This is a genomic window from Muricoccus vinaceus (genome assembly GCF_042433125.1).
GTDB classification, from domain to species: Bacteria; Pseudomonadota; Alphaproteobacteria; order Acetobacterales; family Acetobacteraceae; genus Roseomonas; species Roseomonas vinacea.
Genome location: NZ_JBHLVZ010000005.1, coordinates 75,854 through 90,126 on the forward strand (window position 1 = coordinate 75,854; position 14,273 = coordinate 90,126).

Below are 14,273 nucleotides of genomic sequence, written 5' to 3' on the forward strand. Positions count from 1 at the left end.
GCGCGGAGCCTCACCGCTGCGGCGCCGCCGTGGCCGGCACCGGGCCCGGGGAGGGATCCGCCCCGGCGCCCGCCGCTCCCCGGGCGCGCTCCACCTCGCGCCAGCGCGCCACGTTGCGGTTGTGCTCCTCCAGCGTGCGCGCGAAGGCGTGTCCGCCGCTGCCATCCGCGACGAAGTAAAGGAAGTCGGTCGCCTCCGGCCGCGTCACCGCGCGCAAGGCCTCCTTGCCCGGGGAAGCGATCGGCCCCGGCGTCAGCCCGCGGTTGCGGTAGGTGTTGAAAGGGTGTTCCCGGTCCAGGTCCGCCCGCGTCAGGCCCCGCTCCAGCGGCGCGCCGTCCGTCGCGGCATAGGCCACGGTCGGATCGGATTGCAGCGGCATCCCGCGCCGCAGCCGGTTCAGGAACACCGAGGCCACCCGCGGCCGCTCCGCCGCCTGCCCGGTCTCGCGCTCCACGATGCTCGCCAGCACCAGCGCCTCCCGCGCCGAGGAAATGGGCAGGTCCGGCGCCTTGTTGGCCCAGGCCTCCTTCAGGGCCTCGTCCATCGCCGCCATCGCCCGGCGCACGATGGCCGCCCGCGTATCCCCGTACTGGTAGGTGTAGGTCTCGGGCAGCACCTCGCCCTCGTCGACCGGCGGCGTCTCGCCGACCAGCCCCTCGGCGCGGTCGATCACCGCGACGATCTGGCGGGCCATCAGCCCCTCGGGAATGGTCAGTCGCCGCTGCACGGGCCGCGCGGTGCGCAGCACCCCCAGCACATCCGCCAGCGACGCCCCGGCCGGAAAAAGGAATTCCCCCGCCCGCAAAGGCCCCTGCCCCCGCGTGGCCCAGGCAGCCGCCAGGAAGGCTCGGCCATCCGCCACCACGCCCCGCTCTGCCAGCGCCGCCCCGATCGTCTCGGCACCCCCGCGCGGCACCACAACCTGCGCCGGCGCCGCCAGGGGCCCCGGCCGTTCATAGACGGACTGGGCGTAGAAAAACGCGCCGCCCCCGGCCAGGCCGAGCAGCAACACCAGGATCAGCAGCGCGCGGATCGCCCGTCCCATTGGCAAGCCATCCCCTCAACCCCCGGGCCAGACCCGGGGCAGCGTCTCAGGCCGCGGCCTTGAACAGGATGGAGGCATTGGTGCCCCCAAACCCGAAGGAGTTGGACAGCGCCACCTCGATCCTGCGCGGCTGCGCCTCGTTCGCCACCCGGTCGATCGCCGAGGGGTTGGAGGGTTCGTGCAGGTTCAGCGTCGGCGGCGCCACGTCGTCGCGGATCGCGAGCAGCGAGAAGATCGCCTCAACCGCCCCCGCGGCCCCGAGCAGGTGCCCGATGGCGGACTTGGTGGAGGACATGGCGACGCCCTTGGCATCCTCCGCGAACAACCGCTCCACCGCCTGCAACTCCAGGTCGTCGCCCAGCGGCGTGCTGGTGCCGTGCGCGTTGATGTACTGGATGTCGCCCGTGCCGATGCCCGCCGACTTGAGGCAGGCGGTCATCGCCCGGAAAGCGCCCTCGTGGCCCTCGGCCGGGGCGGTGATATGATAGGCGTCGCCGGACATGCCGTAGCCGATCACCTCGCCGTAAATCTTGGCATCACGCTTCTTCGCGTGCTCGTACTCCTCGAGCACCAGCACCCCCGCGCCCTCGCCCATCACGAAGCCGTCGCGGTCCTTGTCCCAGGGGCGGGACGCCTCGGCCGGGGTGTCGTTGAAGGCGGTGGACAGCGCACGGGAGGCCGCGAAGCCCGCCATGCCCAGCTCGCTGACCGCGGCCTCGGCGCCGCCGGCCACCATCACGTCCGCATCGCCCAGCGCGATCAGCCGCGCCGCATCGCCCAGCGCATGCACCCCCGTGGCGCAGGCCGTCACCACCGAATGGTTCGGTCCCTTGAACCCATACTTGATGGAAACATGCCCGGAGGCGAGGTTGATCAGCGCCGACGGAATAAAGAAGGGCGAGAGCCGCCGGTGCTTGCCCGCCGCGATCTGAATGGAAGCCTCGTAGATCGTCTGAAGCCCGCCGATGCCGGAGCCGATCATCACGCCCGTCGCGTGGCGGTCATCCTCGCTCTCGGGAACCCAGCCGGAATCCTCCACCGCCTCGGTCGCCGCCACCAGCGCGAGCTGGATGAAGCGGTCCATCTTCTTCTGGTCCTTGACCGGGATCCACTCGGCCAGGTCCAGCCCGCCATCGGCCTTCGTGCCGTTCGGCACGATGCCGGCGATCTTCGCCGGGATGTTCGAGACATCGAAGGACTGGATCGCGGCGATGCCGGACTCACCGCCCAGCATGCGCTTCCAGACGCGTTCCACCCCGAGCCCGAGCGGGCAGGCGATGCCCATCCCGGTGACGACGACGCGGCGCGGGGCCCTGAGCTGACCGAACACTCTCGCTACTCCTCCCGCGCACCGCCCGGCCGTTGATCCGGGTCCGGGCGGTAACCGGTTATCCCGGCTCCGCCTCGCGCATCCGTTTCAGAAAGGGCGGCGACCGGCCCTCTGGCCGTTCGCCGCCCCGGCTTGGCCCTCAGGCCGTCTTGTGGGCGTCGATATAGGTGATCGCGTCGCCGACCGTCGTGATCTTCTCGGCGGCGTCGTCGGGGATCTCGACCCCGAAGGCCTCCTCGAAGGCCATCACCAGCTCGACGGTGTCCAGGCTGTCCGCGCCCAGGTCGTCGATGAAGGACGCCTCCGGGGTGACCTTGGCCTCCTCGACGCCGAGGTGCTCGACCACGATCTTCTTCACCTTCTCGGCGGTTTCGCTCATCGCGCTTGCTCTCTCCTGATGGCGGTGAACCGCCGGAAATCCGTCTGTGCCGGCCGGGCGGGCCGTCTCGCGTAAACGCCCGGGCGCAGGGCGCGGGCCTTAGCATGCCTGTTTCCGGGGGCCTAGACCACGCTTTGGCCGGGAAGGCAGGATGGACCTTGCGCCCCCCGGATCAAGCCCCGGTGTGCCCGCCGCGCCGCGTCAGATCATGGCCATCCCGCCGTTGACGTGCAGCGTCACCCCGGTCACCCAGGCCGCCTCGTCCGAGGCCAGGTAGGCCACCGCCGCCGCGATGTCCGCAACCGAGCCCATCTTGCCCAGCGGTATCCGGCCCATCAGCGCCGCGCGCTGCGCCTCGTTCAGCGCGTCCGTCATGGCCGTCTGGATGAAGCCCGGCGCCACCACGTTCACGGTCACGCCGCGCGGCGCCACCTCCTGGGCGAGCGCCTTGCTCATCCCGATCAGCCCGGCCTTGGCCGCCGCGTAGTTCGCCTGCCCCGGGTTGCCCGTCACCCCCACGATCGAGGCGATGGAGATGATCCGCCCCGAACGCCGCTTCATCATCCCCCGCAGGCTGGCCCGCGCCAGCCGGAAGGGGGCCGTCAGGTCCACCTCGATCACGTCCGACCAGTCCTTGTCGCCCATGCGCAGCGCCAGGCCGTCCCGCGTCAGCCCGGCATTGTTCACGAGGATGTCGAGCCCTCCGAACGCCGCCTCCACCTTTTCCACCAGCTCGGCCGGCGCGGCGGGATCGGACAGGTCGGCGGCCGCCACGAAGGCGCGCTCCCCCAGCTCCGCGGCCAGGGCAGCCAGCTCCGCCTCCCGGCGCCCGGTCAGCGCCACCCGCGCCCCCTGGGCATGCAGGCCCCGCGCGATGGCGGCCCCGATCCCCCCGGTGGCTCCGGTGACGAGGGCGGACTTCCCGGTCAGGTCGAACATGCGATTTCCTCCAGCGGCACGCCATCGAGGCGCTTGGCAAGCGAGAAGCGGGTATGCCCCGGCGGGCAGTCGCGCAATTGCCCCACCACCCGATAACCCATGCGAGCGTAGAATCCGGGCGCCTGGAACGAATAGGTCTCCAGCCGCACCCCGACACAGCCCCGCGCCACCGCCTCGCGCTCGGCGACGGACAGCATCTCCCGCCCCAGCCCCGCGCGGCGATGCTCCTCAGGAAGGTGAAACAACTCCACGTAGAGCCAGCCCGAATAGCTCCGGCCCACCAGGCCGCCGAGCACCGCCCCGTCCTCGCCCCGCAGCAGCACGCTCAGCGGGCGGGAAGCGAAGGATCCGGGCCCGGATCCCGCCTCGTTGAAGGCCAGCAGCCCCGCCCAGACCTCGTCCCGCCCAACGGGCTGCCCGGCCGGGCCGGGCGCGTCTTCCACCGTGATCCGGGTCACAGCGCGCGCAGCACCGCCTCGATCTCGGCCGGCGTGCCGCAGGCCATGGCCCGCGCATCCGGGGCGTTTCGCTTCATCAGCCCGGTCAGCACCTTGCCCGAGCCCGCCTCCACGAAGGTGTCGCAGCCCATCTCCACCATGGCCGCCACGCATTCCCGCCAGCGCACCGTGCCCGTGACCTGCCGCACCAGCAGCTCCCGGATCGTGCCCGGATCCGTCGCCTTGGCCGCCGTCACATTGGCCACCACCGGCACGGAGGGCGCCCGCGGCGGGTCGCGCTCCAGCGCTTCCGCCATGGCCTCCGCCGCGGGCGCCATCAGCGAGGAATGGAAGGGCGCCGAAACCGGCAGGATCATCGCGCGCCGGATACCCTCGGCCTTGGCGATCTCCACGGCCCGCTCCACCGCCGCCTTGTGGCCGGAAATCACCACCTGCCCGCCGCCGTTGTCGTTGGCGGCCTCCACCACCTGCTTCTCCTCCGTCAGGGGATCCACCGAGGCCCGCTCGCAGATCGCCCGCGCCTGGTCCATCTCGGCACCCAGCAGCGCCGCCATCGCGCCCGTGCCCGCCGGCACCGCCGCCTGCATCGCATCGCCCCGCAGCCGCAGCAGCCGCGCCGCCTGCGCCACGTCGAAGGCCCCCGCGGCCGCGAGCGCGCTGTATTCCCCGAGCGAATGCCCCGCCACCAGCGCCACGCGCCCGCGCACGTCCAGCCCGCCCTCGGCCTCCAGCACGCGCAGCACCGCCAGCGAAACCGCCATCAGCGCCGGCTGGGCATTCGCCGTCAGGGTCAGCTCCTCCGCCGGGCCTTCGAACATCAGGCGCGAAAGGTGCTGCTTCAGCGTCTCGTCGACCGCCTCGAAGACCTCGCGCGCAGCCGGAAAGGCTCCGGCCAGGTCACGGCCCATGCCGACGGCCTGACTGCCCTGGCCAGGGAAAACGAGCGCGAGAGCCATTGGGGAGACACCTTCCGGGACGGGCGCGGCGGGGTAGGGCCGCGTCACGGAACTGTCAATCACCTGGGCGAGGGTGGGAAGCAAGCGCCGGGATGATCCCCCGCAGCCACGCCCACCCTCGCCTCCATGGCGCATCCATGGGCGGCAGGCAGCGCGCCCGTCAGCGCGCCACGGCGCGCGTCAGCGGCCCCGGCCGACCCAGACCCGCTGGCAGCGCTCGCGCTGGACCCGCACCGGGCGGCCGAAGCGATCCCGGCGATGCACCACGACGGGGCGGCAGCGGGTCACGTAGCGCACGTCCTCCACCAGCCCGTCATGGAGGCCCGACTCCGCGGCACCCAGCATGGGCGCCGCCGAAACCGGCGCGGCCTGGGCAGACGGAGCGAGGGCACCGAGGCCGCCCATGAGGCAGGCCACGAGGGCGAGGCGGGAGAGGGAGATCATCGTGAGGGCATCCTCCGCGTGTTGGGCCTGTCCGGCGGCCAGGCTTTGCCAGGCTGCCGGGGAAATATGGCGGCCCGGAGAGCGGATCATGGCAGCGCCCGTCACAGGAGGGCAACGCCGCCCCCGGCCCCGCCTCCCCGGCGCTCGGCCCGCTCCTTGACCCTCAAACCGGATGTAACTAAGAGTCACTCGCATTATCAACTTGGGTGACGAAGCAATGAACGGTTCCGGCAACAGGGCAAGAACGGCCCCCAACACCGCCCTGGTCGCCGGGCTGAGCCTCGGCGCCGCGGTCGCGGGCGGCATGGCCTTCGCCCAGTTCGCCGCCGCCCAGACCGCGCCGTCCGGCACCGCCGCGGCCCCCGCCGCCCCCTTCCCCGTGGCCGAGGTCGTGGTGCCCGAGGTTTCCGTCACCGGCGCCCGGCCCAACAACACCCTCCAGGCGCCCACCGGCAACGTACGCCTCCCCGGCGCCGTCCAGGACACGCCGCAGACCATCAACGTCGTCCCCCAGGAGGTCCTGCGCGAGCAGAACGTGACCACGCTGGAACAGGCGCTCCGCAACGTGCCCGGCATCACCTCCACCATTGGCGAGGGCGCTGGCGGCGTCACCGGCGACCAGTTCCGCATCCGCGGCTTCTCCGCCCAGAACGACGTGCTGGTGGACGGCCTGCGCGACTTCGGTTCCTACCAGCGCGACGCCTTCACCTATGACAACGTCCAGGTCCTCAAGGGCGCCTCGGGCTTCGCCATCGGAACCAGCGCCATCGGCGGCGGCATCAACGTCAACAGCCGCACGCCGACGCTGGAGAACCGCTACTCCGGCGTCGTCACCGGCGGCACGGGCCCCTATGCCCGCGCCACGGCCGACATCAACCAGCGCATCAGCGAGACGGCGGCCATCCGCCTGAACGTCATGGGCCAGAGCAGCAGTCTGGTGGGCCGCGACGACATCGACACGCGCCGCTGGGGCATCGCCCCCTCCATCGCCTTCGGCCTGGGCACCCCCACCACCTTCTCGGTGGAGTACCTGCACTACCACGATGTCCACACGATCGACAGCGGCACGCCCGTCCTCTTCCGGGGCGCCAACTCCATCGGCCGCCCCGCGCCCGAATTCGGCGTCCGCCGCGCGAACTTCTACGGCATCGGAAACGACCGGGACGACGTGGACGTCGACCGCCTGACGGCTCGCTTCGCGCACAGCTTCGGCGAATGGCTGACGGTCAGCAACGACACCCGCCTTTCCCGCGTGAACCGCGACACGGCACTCACGGCGCCGAGCTGCGGCCGGCAATCAAACACGGTCACCCAGGCGAATTCCTGCTCCGGGCAGTTCTTCCGCGGCCTGAACCCCAGCCTGGCCTATGGCGGCGGCAGCAATGGCACCTACAACCAGGTGAACGAGGCGATCCAGAACCTCACCACCGGCATCGCCCGCTTCCGCACGGGTCCCCTGCGGCACGAGCTCACGACCGGCGTGGACATCTCGCACGAGACCGTCGACCGCACAGGCTTCTCCTATGTGCCCACGCGTCCGGGCGTGACCCTGCTGAACTCCGAAACCAACAACGGCCTTCGCCTCTCGACCGGGCCCGCGAACAACCAGCGCGACACCTCGCTGACCAATCTCGGCCTCTTCGCCAACGAGCGCCTCTACCTGAACCACCAGCTCTCGGTCTTCGGCGGCTTCCGCTGGACCAAGTTCGACCTCGACTACCAGGCGGGCACGCCGGGCCTCGCCCCCAGCCAGAACTTCAACGTCTCCGACAGCTACTTCGATCCGCGTGCCGGCGTGATCTTCGAGCCCGTGCCCAACCAGACCTACTATTACTCCTACTCCTCCTCAACGACGCCGCCCGGCACCTTCTTCACGACCCTTCCCTCCACGGCGGCAAACTTCCGCAGCACCTTCGAGCCGGAGCGCAACACGACCCACGAGGTCGGCGCAAAGATCGGGCTGTTCGGGAACCGCCTCGGCGCGACCGCCGCCCTGTTCCAGTCCGAGAAAGGCAATGCTCTCGTGCAGGATCCCAACGACGCCAATTCGGTGTTGCAGACCGGGGACCGGCAGCGGATACGGGGCCTCGAACTGGGCCTGACCGGCCGCATCACGCCGGAGTGGAACGTCAATGCCGCCTATGCCTACCTGGACAGCGAAACCACCCGTTCCGCCACGCCGGCCAATCTCGGCAAGCGCGTTCAGTTCGTGCCGCTGCACTCGGCCTCGCTCTGGACGACCTACGACATCGCGCCCGACACACCCTGGAACGTGACCCTCGGCGCAGGCGTGATCTATCGCAGCAAGGTCTCCCTGACCCTCGACAACGTCGCCGAGGCGCCGGACACGGTCAGCCTCGATGCCCTGGTGCAGCACAAGATCAATCAGAACCTCACGGTGCGGGTGAATGGCTACAACCTGACCAACCGCACGAACTACGAAGGCTTGTTCAACGGCCGCGCGACCGTTGCCGCCGGCCGCACCGTCCTCGTTTCCCTCGCCGCCGATTTCTGACGGCGGACCCAGCCTTGTGGAGCGGCCGCTTTCCGACCAAACCGGCGGCGCGTCGGCGAAGCGGCCGCTCCGATCTCCGTCCGCTCGTCCCATCGAGGTGTAGCCGATGCTCGTCCGCATCCCCCAGGTCCTGACGCCCACCGAGGTCGCCTATTGCCGCGAGCGCCTGGAGGCCGCCGCCTGGGTGGACGGCAAGGCCACCGCGGGCGAGCAATCGGCCAAGGCGAAATTCAACCTGCAGGTCCCGCAGGACTCCGCCGAGGGCAAGGAGCTGGCGGACCTCGTCCTCCGCGCCCTCGGCCGCAGCGCGCTTTTCGCCACCGCCGCCCTGCCGCTGAAGGTCTTCCCGCCGCTCTTCAACCGCTACGACGTGGGCATGACCTTCCACGCCCATGTGGACAACGCCATCCGCCCCGTGCCCGGCACCGGCCAGCGCATCCGCACGGACGTCTCCTCCACCCTCTTCCTGTCCGCCCCCGAGGACTATGACGGCGGCGAGCTCGTCATCGAGGACACCTACGGCACCCAGGAGGTGAAGCTCGGCGCCGGCGACCTCGTGGTCTATCCCGCCACCTCCCTGCACCGCGTGAACCCCGTCACGCGGGGCAGCCGGTGGGCCTCGTTCTTCTGGACCCAGTCCATGGTCAAGGACGATGGCCAGCGCCAGTTCCTCTACGACCTGGACATGGGGATCATCGCGCTGCGCCAGGACCTTCCGGACGACCATGCCGGGGTCCTGGCCATGACGGCGGCCTACCACAACCTGCTCCGCCGCTGGGTCGAGATGTAGCGCGGCCCGCCCGGGGCCGCGCTAGACCACCCGCCCCTCCTCCATCACGGTCGTGTCCACGGCGTCGGCGGGCTCGTAGATCATCTTGGCCAGGATGCCCGCCAGCATCGCCCCCGCGATCGGCGCCAGCCAGAACAGCCAGAGCTGCGCCACGTATTCCGCCCCCCCGAACAGCGCCGGCGCCGTGCTGCGCGCGGGGTTGACGGAGGTGTTGGTGATGGGGATCGAGATCAGGTGGATCAGCGTCAGCGCCAGCCCGATCGGGATGCCGGCGAAGCCCGTGGCCGCCCCCTTGGAGGTCGTGCCGATGATGATCATCAGGAAGAAGAAGGTCAGCACCAGCTCCGCCACCAGGCAGGCCATCATAGAGTACTTGCCCGGGCTCAGCTCCCCGTAGCCGTTGGAGGCGAAGCCGGCCGGCACCCAGCCGGGCTTGCCGGAGGCGATCAGCCACAGCATCCCCGCCGCCACCACGGCGCCCACCACCTGCGCGACCACGTAGGGCAGCACGTGCTTGTTGGCGCAGCGCCCCGCCGCCCAGAGGCCCAGCGTCACCGCCGGGTTGAAATGCCCGCCCGAGATGTGCCCCACCGCATAGGCCATCGTCAGCACCGTCAGGCCGAAGGCGAAGGATACGCCCGTGAAGCCTATTCCCAGCTGCGGGAAGGCAGCCGCGAAGACCGCGGCACCGCAACCACCGAACACCAGCCAGAAAGTTCCGAAGAACTCCGCGGCAAGCCGCTTCTGCATGTCGTTGTGCATAAGAACCGACGCTCCCGTGAGCTCATCGACCTCAATGACGGTTTCCACTTGGCGCATACCGGAGGTCGCATAATCGTTAGATCAGCGATGGAGGCAGCTTTCATCATTTTCCGGTGAAACCGCTCCACATCCATAATGTTTTGCTTTTTCATCTTGAGTTCGAAATATTCCTTCCGGGCCGCCGTTCGGATCCTCCCGTGACAACTCAGGATCCGCTTGCCCCACCCCCGCCAATCCCCTATAGGCCCCGCCCACCCTGCCGGGCGCGAGGCATCGCGCCCGGCTATGCCCATTCCGGCCCGCGCATCCCGCACGGGCCCTCGGGCTGAGCCATCCGAAGGGATACCGATGCCGTTGTATGAAACCGTGCTGATCGCGCGGAACGAACTCACGCAGGCCCAGGTCGAGGCCGTGGCCGACCAGGTCGCCGGCATCATCGCCGAGACCGGCGGCGAGATCCGCAAGCGCGAGTACTGGGGCCTCCGTGGCCTCGCCTACAAGATCAAGAAGAACCGCAAGGCGCATTACATGCTCCTCGGCATCGACTGCACGCCGGTCGCCGAGAAGGAAGTGACGCGCCAGCTCGGCCTCAACGAGGACGTGCTGCGCCACATGACGCTGCGCATCGAGGCGATCGACGACGCCCCCTCCGCGATCCTTGCCAAGCGCGGCGACGACCGCGAGCGCGACCGCGGCTTCCGCGGCCCCCGCCCCGCCGGCCGCTTCGGCTCCGGCCGTGGCCGTGAGCGTGGCGACGACCGCGAGGAGTTCCGCGCCCGTCCCCGCGACGATCTCGATGGTTCCGGCGAGGAGTAAGAACCGATGTCCGACACGACCGACCTGACCCCCGCCGCGCGCCGCCCGGCCGTCGGCGCCCGCCGGCCCTTCTACCGCCGCCGCAAGTCCTGCCCCTTCTCCGGCCCCAACGCGCCGAAGATCGACTACAAGGACGTGCGCCTGCTGTCCCGCTTCCTGAGCGAGCGCGGCAAGATCGTGCCGTCCCGCATCACGGCGGTTTCCGCCAAGAAGCAGCGCGAGCTGGCGAATGCCATCAAGCGCGCCCGCTTCCTGGCGCTGCTGCCCTACGTCATCAACGACTGATCGGGGCATAGCACCATGATCAACGTCATCCTGATGCAGCGGGTCGAGAAGCTCGGCCAGATGGGCGACACCGTCACGGTGAAGCCCGGCTATGCCCGCAACTTCCTCCTGCCCTCCGGCCGCGCCATCCGCGCGACCGAGGTCAACCTCAAGAAGTTCGAGCAGGACCGCGCGCAGCTCGAGGCCCAGAACCTCAAGCGGCGCGAGGAGGCCGAGCGCGTGGCCGAGCGGATGGAGGGCCTCACGGTCGTCCTGATCCGTTCCGCCGGCGAGAGCGGCGCCCTCTACGGCTCCGTTTCCGGCCGCGACATCGCCGACGCCACCAAGGACGCTGGCCTCACCATCACGCGCGAGCAGGTCATCCTGGAGCAGCCGATCAAGACGCTGGGCCTCACCACCGTCCGCATCGCGCTGCACCCGGAGGTCTCGATCCCCGTGGTCGTGAACATCGCCCGCACGCCCGAGGAAGCCGACAAGCAGATGCGCGGCGAGGACCTCCGCGCCGAGCAGGAAGCCGAGGAAGCCAGCCTCGAGGCCGAGCTGGCCGCCGAGCTCTCCGAGCTGGGCGCCGCCAGCGAGTAAGAACCTCCCCCGCGAGGATTGCCGCGGATGGCCGCCCCTTCACGGGGGCGGCCATTTGCATGTGGGGCGATCACCGTCGCGCGATCCTGATCCCCGGCAATTGATCCCCCTCCTTCATGCGAACAGCCTTCCACGCAAAGGAGGGCACCACTTGCTGCTCGATTCCGTTCTTCCCCGGCTGATCCGTCACGGCACGCTCCGGCTCCGCCGCCCCGATGGCAGCACCGCCACCTTCGGCGGCACCCGCCCCGGCCCCCAGGCCGCCATGGCCCTGACCAACCGCGCGATCTTCCGCCGCCTCGTCATGAATCCCGGCCTCGCCTTCGGCGAGGGCTACATGGACGGCAGCGTGGAGCCCATCGAGGGCTCCACCATCTACGACCTGCTGGACCTGATGATCTTCAACCTCGCCCAGGGCGGCAGCCACCCGGCGCTGCGGGCCGGCGAGGTGCTGCGCTGGCTGCGCCGGCGGCTGCTGGACCTGAACACCGCCACCCGCGCACGCCAGAACGTCGCCCACCACTATGACCTGAACGGCACCCTCTACGCTCTCTTCCTCGATGCCGACCTCCAGTACTCCTGCGCCTACTTCCCGACCGGCCGTGAAACCCTGGAGGAAGCCCAGGCCCTCAAGAAGCGCCACCTGGCCAGCAAGCTCCGCCTCGACCGCCCGGGCCTCGAGGTGCTCGACATCGGCTCGGGCTGGGGCGGCCTCGCCATCACCCTCGCCCGCGAGCACGGCGCCCGCGTCACCGGCCTGACCCTTTCCGAGGAACAACTCGCCGAGTCCCGCGCCCGCGCCGAAGCCGCCGGCCTGTCCGACCGCGTGTCCTTCGAGCTGATGGACTACCGGGACTGGAAGCGCCCGATGGACCGCATCGTCTCCGTCGGCATGTTCGAGCACGTCGGCATCAACCACTACACGGCCTTCTTCCGCACCGTGAAGGCGGCCCTCAAGGAGGACGGAGTCGCCCTGATCCACGCCATCGGTCAGTCCGAGGGCCCGGCCACCACCAACCCCTGGCTCACCAAGTACATCTTTCCCGGCGGCTATTCCCCCGCCCTGTCGGAGGTGGTTCCCGCGGCCGAGAAGGCCGGGCTCTGGATCACCGACATCGAGATCCTCCGCCTCCACTACGCCATGACCATCGCCCACTGGCGCGCCCGGTTCGCGGCAAACCGCAACGCGATCAAGGCCCTGTACGACGAGCGCTTCTGCCGCATGTTCGAGTTCTACCTTTCGGCCTCGGAACTGTCCTTCCGACGCTGGGGCCACATGAACTGGCAGATGCAGCTGACCCGCTCCGCGGATGCCCTTCCCCTCACGCGCGACTACATGCTGGATGCCGAGCGGGCCGCGGCTTATCCACATGATCCACCGCCATCCACAGGACCCCGGCAACAGGTGAAACAGGACGCGGAGCGCGCCGAGGGCTAGACTGGGCCCATGAACGCCTTCGATAGCCTCGCGGAGCCGGCCGGCCCAGGATTGCTGGGCCTGTCCCAGCGCCTGCCCCCCTCGAACGCCGAGGCGGAGCAGGCCCTGCTGGGCGCGCTTCTGGCCAACAACAAGGCCTATGAGCGCGTCTCGGAGTTCCTGGCCGACGAGCACTTCGCCGACCCCATCCATGGCCGCATCTTCAAGGCCATCCAGCGCCGGGTCGAAGCCGGCCAGCTCGCCGACGTCGTCACGCTGCGCGCCGAGTTCGAGCATTCCGGCCTCCTCGACGAGGTCGGCGGCCCCGCCTACCTGACCCAGCTCCTCACGGCCATGGTCGGCATCATCAATGCCGGCGAGTACGGCCGCGTCATCCACGACTGCTTCCTCCGCCGCCAGCTCGTGGATCTCGGCGAGGTCGTGGTGAACCGCGCCTTCGGGGCCGAGCCCGACCTGGACGGCAAGGCCCAGCTCGAAGCCGCCGAGCAGGCCCTGTTCGACCTGGCCACCGAGGGCAGCGCCGAGGGCGGCCTGATCTCCTTCGACCGCGCCCTCACCGCCGCCGTCGAACTCGCCGAGCGCGCCTTCTCCACCCCCGGCGGGGTCTCGGGCCTTTCCACGGGGCTGCGTGACCTCGACAGCAAGCTCGGCGGCCTGCATCCCTCCGACCTCCTGATCCTCGCCGGCCGCCCTGCCATGGGCAAAACCGCGCTGGCCGTGAAGATCGGCTTCGGGGCCGCCCAGGCCGTGATCCGGGAAGCGCAGGAGAAGGACCCCAACGCCGTGGTCCGCGGCGGCGTCGCCATCTTCTCGCTGGAAATGAGCGCCGACCAGCTCGCCACCCGTATCCTGTCCGAGCAGTCGCGGGTCTCCGGCGACCGGATCCGCCGCGGCGACATCGCCCAGCGCGACTTCGACAAGTTCGTGGAGGTCAGCCGCGAGCTGTCCACCCTCCCCCTCTTCATCGACGACACCCCGGCCATCACCATCTCCGCGCTCCGCACCCGCTGCCGGCGCCTGATGCGGACCAAGGGCCTGAACCTCATCATCGTGGACTACCTCCAGCTCATGCGCCCCGCGGCCGGCACCCGGCCGGAAAACCGCGTGCAGGAGATCAGCCAGATCACCCAGGGCCTGAAGGCCATCGCCAAGGAACTGTCGGTCCCCGTCATCGCCCTCTCCCAGCTCTCCCGTCAGGTGGAGCAGCGCGAGGACAAGCGCCCGCAGCTCGCCGACCTCCGCGAATCCGGCTCCATCGAGCAGGACGCCGACGTCGTGATGTTCGTCTACCGCGACGAATACTACCTGCAGCAGAAGATGCCGAAGGAGCTGGCCTTCGATAATCCGGAGAAGTTCACGGAAGCCACGGACAAGTGGCAGAAGGACATGGAGCAGGCGCACAACAAGGCGGAGCTGATCATTGCCAAGCAGCGTCACGGCCCCACCGGCACCATCCGCCTCTTCTTCGAAGGCGAGTTCACCCGCTTCGGCGACCTCGACCAGACCCACGACGAGAACGACTACGGCTGACACC

15 protein-coding genes are annotated in these 14,273 nt (G+C 69.9%); 7 read left to right on the forward strand and 8 right to left on the reverse strand.

Annotated features, from left to right (window positions below):
- Window positions 1-10: 10 nt before the first annotated feature.
- The 7 genes from mltG to ACFFIC_RS06890 form a co-directional block, all read right to left on the reverse strand.
- Window positions 11-1,045, reverse strand: coding sequence for an endolytic transglycosylase MltG (gene mltG / locus ACFFIC_RS06860; RefSeq protein ID WP_377049425.1), 1,035 nt, complete (start codon window positions 1,043-1,045; stop codon window positions 11-13).
- Between the two features lie 46 nt (window positions 1,046-1,091).
- Window positions 1,092-2,375, reverse strand: a complete 1,284-nt coding sequence (fabF, locus tag ACFFIC_RS06865; protein ID WP_377049426.1) for a beta-ketoacyl-ACP synthase II — start codon at window positions 2,373-2,375, stop codon at window positions 1,092-1,094.
- Window positions 2,376-2,514: 139 nt separating this feature from the next.
- Window positions 2,515-2,754 carry an acyl carrier protein gene (locus ACFFIC_RS06870; RefSeq protein WP_043830727.1) on the reverse strand — a complete coding sequence of 80 codons (240 nt, stop codon included), beginning with the start codon at window positions 2,752-2,754 and terminating at the stop codon, window positions 2,515-2,517.
- 201 nt (window positions 2,755-2,955) lie between these two features.
- Window positions 2,956-3,693 carry a 3-oxoacyl-[acyl-carrier-protein] reductase gene (gene fabG, locus ACFFIC_RS06875; protein WP_377049427.1) on the reverse strand — a complete coding sequence of 246 codons (738 nt, stop codon included), beginning with the start codon at window positions 3,691-3,693 and terminating at the stop codon, window positions 2,956-2,958.
- The gene (locus tag ACFFIC_RS06880) at window positions 3,681-4,151 is read right to left on the reverse strand and encodes a GNAT family N-acetyltransferase (protein WP_377049428.1); all 471 of its coding nucleotides are present in this window, start codon (window positions 4,149-4,151) and stop codon (window positions 3,681-3,683) included. The genes fabG and ACFFIC_RS06880 overlap by 13 nt, the downstream gene beginning before the upstream one ends.
- A complete protein-coding gene (gene fabD, locus ACFFIC_RS06885; RefSeq protein WP_377049659.1) occupies window positions 4,148-5,107 on the reverse strand; it encodes an ACP S-malonyltransferase in 960 nt (319 codons plus the stop codon). Before fabD ends, ACFFIC_RS06880 begins: the two co-directional genes overlap by 4 nt.
- Window positions 5,108-5,287: 180 nt before the next feature.
- Window positions 5,288-5,551, reverse strand: coding sequence for a hypothetical protein (locus tag ACFFIC_RS06890; protein ID WP_377049429.1), 264 nt, complete (start codon window positions 5,549-5,551; stop codon window positions 5,288-5,290).
- 217 nt (window positions 5,552-5,768) lie between these two features.
- Between ACFFIC_RS06890 and ACFFIC_RS06895 the strand changes: the two genes are divergently transcribed.
- Window positions 5,769-8,066 carry a TonB-dependent receptor gene (locus tag ACFFIC_RS06895; protein ID WP_377049430.1) on the forward strand — a complete coding sequence of 766 codons (2,298 nt, stop codon included), beginning with the start codon at window positions 5,769-5,771 and terminating at the stop codon, window positions 8,064-8,066.
- Window positions 8,067-8,172: 106 nt separating this feature from the next.
- Window positions 8,173-8,856: a Fe2+-dependent dioxygenase gene (locus ACFFIC_RS06900; RefSeq protein ID WP_377049431.1), complete on the forward strand. Its 684-nt coding sequence runs from the start codon at window positions 8,173-8,175 to the stop codon at window positions 8,854-8,856.
- 21 nt (window positions 8,857-8,877) lie between these two features.
- Here ACFFIC_RS06900 and aqpZ read toward each other — a convergent pair whose 3' ends face one another.
- Window positions 8,878-9,618: an aquaporin Z gene (gene aqpZ / locus ACFFIC_RS06905; protein ID WP_377049432.1), complete on the reverse strand. Its 741-nt coding sequence runs from the start codon at window positions 9,616-9,618 to the stop codon at window positions 8,878-8,880.
- Between the two features lie 348 nt (window positions 9,619-9,966).
- Here aqpZ and rpsF point away from each other — a divergent pair, with 348 nt between their 5' ends.
- From rpsF to ACFFIC_RS06930, 5 genes are all read left to right on the forward strand, one after another.
- Entirely contained in the window at window positions 9,967-10,434 is a 468-nt protein-coding gene (gene rpsF / locus ACFFIC_RS06910) for a 30S ribosomal protein S6 (protein ID WP_377049433.1), read from the forward strand.
- 6 nt (window positions 10,435-10,440) lie between these two features.
- Window positions 10,441-10,719 (forward strand): 30S ribosomal protein S18, encoded by a 279-nt coding sequence (gene rpsR / locus ACFFIC_RS06915; RefSeq protein ID WP_043830720.1) that lies wholly within the window; start codon window positions 10,441-10,443, stop codon window positions 10,717-10,719.
- 15 nt (window positions 10,720-10,734) lie between these two features.
- A complete protein-coding gene (gene rplI, locus ACFFIC_RS06920; RefSeq protein ID WP_377049434.1) occupies window positions 10,735-11,301 on the forward strand; it encodes a 50S ribosomal protein L9 in 567 nt (188 codons plus the stop codon).
- Between the two features lie 151 nt (window positions 11,302-11,452).
- Window positions 11,453-12,739, forward strand: coding sequence for a class I SAM-dependent methyltransferase (locus ACFFIC_RS06925; protein ID WP_377049435.1), 1,287 nt, complete (start codon window positions 11,453-11,455; stop codon window positions 12,737-12,739).
- Window positions 12,740-12,748: 9 nt separating this feature from the next.
- Entirely contained in the window at window positions 12,749-14,269 is a 1,521-nt protein-coding gene (locus ACFFIC_RS06930; protein WP_377049436.1) for a replicative DNA helicase, read from the forward strand.
- Window positions 14,270-14,273: the final 4 nt, after the last annotated feature.

Bases quoted from the DNA above. Each gene is read 5' to 3' on its own strand.
- mltG (WP_377049425.1), bottom strand. From the start codon at position 1,045: ATGGGACGGGCGATCCGCGCGCTGCTGATCCTGGTGTTGCTGCTCGGC.
- ACFFIC_RS06870 (WP_043830727.1), bottom strand. From the start codon at position 2,754: ATGAGCGAAACCGCCGAGAAGGTGAAGAAGATCGTGGTCGAGCACCTC.
- fabG (WP_377049427.1), bottom strand. From the start codon at position 3,693: ATGTTCGACCTGACCGGGAAGTCCGCCCTCGTCACCGGAGCCACCGGG.
- fabD (WP_377049659.1), bottom strand. From the start codon at position 5,107: ATGGCTCTCGCGCTCGTTTTCCCTGGCCAGGGCAGTCAGGCCGTCGGC.
- ACFFIC_RS06890 (WP_377049429.1), bottom strand. From the start codon at position 5,551: ATGATCTCCCTCTCCCGCCTCGCCCTCGTGGCCTGCCTCATGGGCGGC.
- ACFFIC_RS06895 (WP_377049430.1), top strand. From the start codon at position 5,769: ATGAACGGTTCCGGCAACAGGGCAAGAACGGCCCCCAACACCGCCCTG.
- ACFFIC_RS06900 (WP_377049431.1), top strand. From the start codon at position 8,173: ATGCTCGTCCGCATCCCCCAGGTCCTGACGCCCACCGAGGTCGCCTAT.
- aqpZ (WP_377049432.1), bottom strand. From the start codon at position 9,618: ATGCACAACGACATGCAGAAGCGGCTTGCCGCGGAGTTCTTCGGAACT.
- rpsF (WP_377049433.1), top strand. From the start codon at position 9,967: ATGCCGTTGTATGAAACCGTGCTGATCGCGCGGAACGAACTCACGCAG.
- rpsR (WP_043830720.1), top strand. From the start codon at position 10,441: ATGTCCGACACGACCGACCTGACCCCCGCCGCGCGCCGCCCGGCCGTC.
- rplI (WP_377049434.1), top strand. From the start codon at position 10,735: ATGATCAACGTCATCCTGATGCAGCGGGTCGAGAAGCTCGGCCAGATG.
- ACFFIC_RS06930 (WP_377049436.1), top strand. From the start codon at position 12,749: ATGAACGCCTTCGATAGCCTCGCGGAGCCGGCCGGCCCAGGATTGCTG.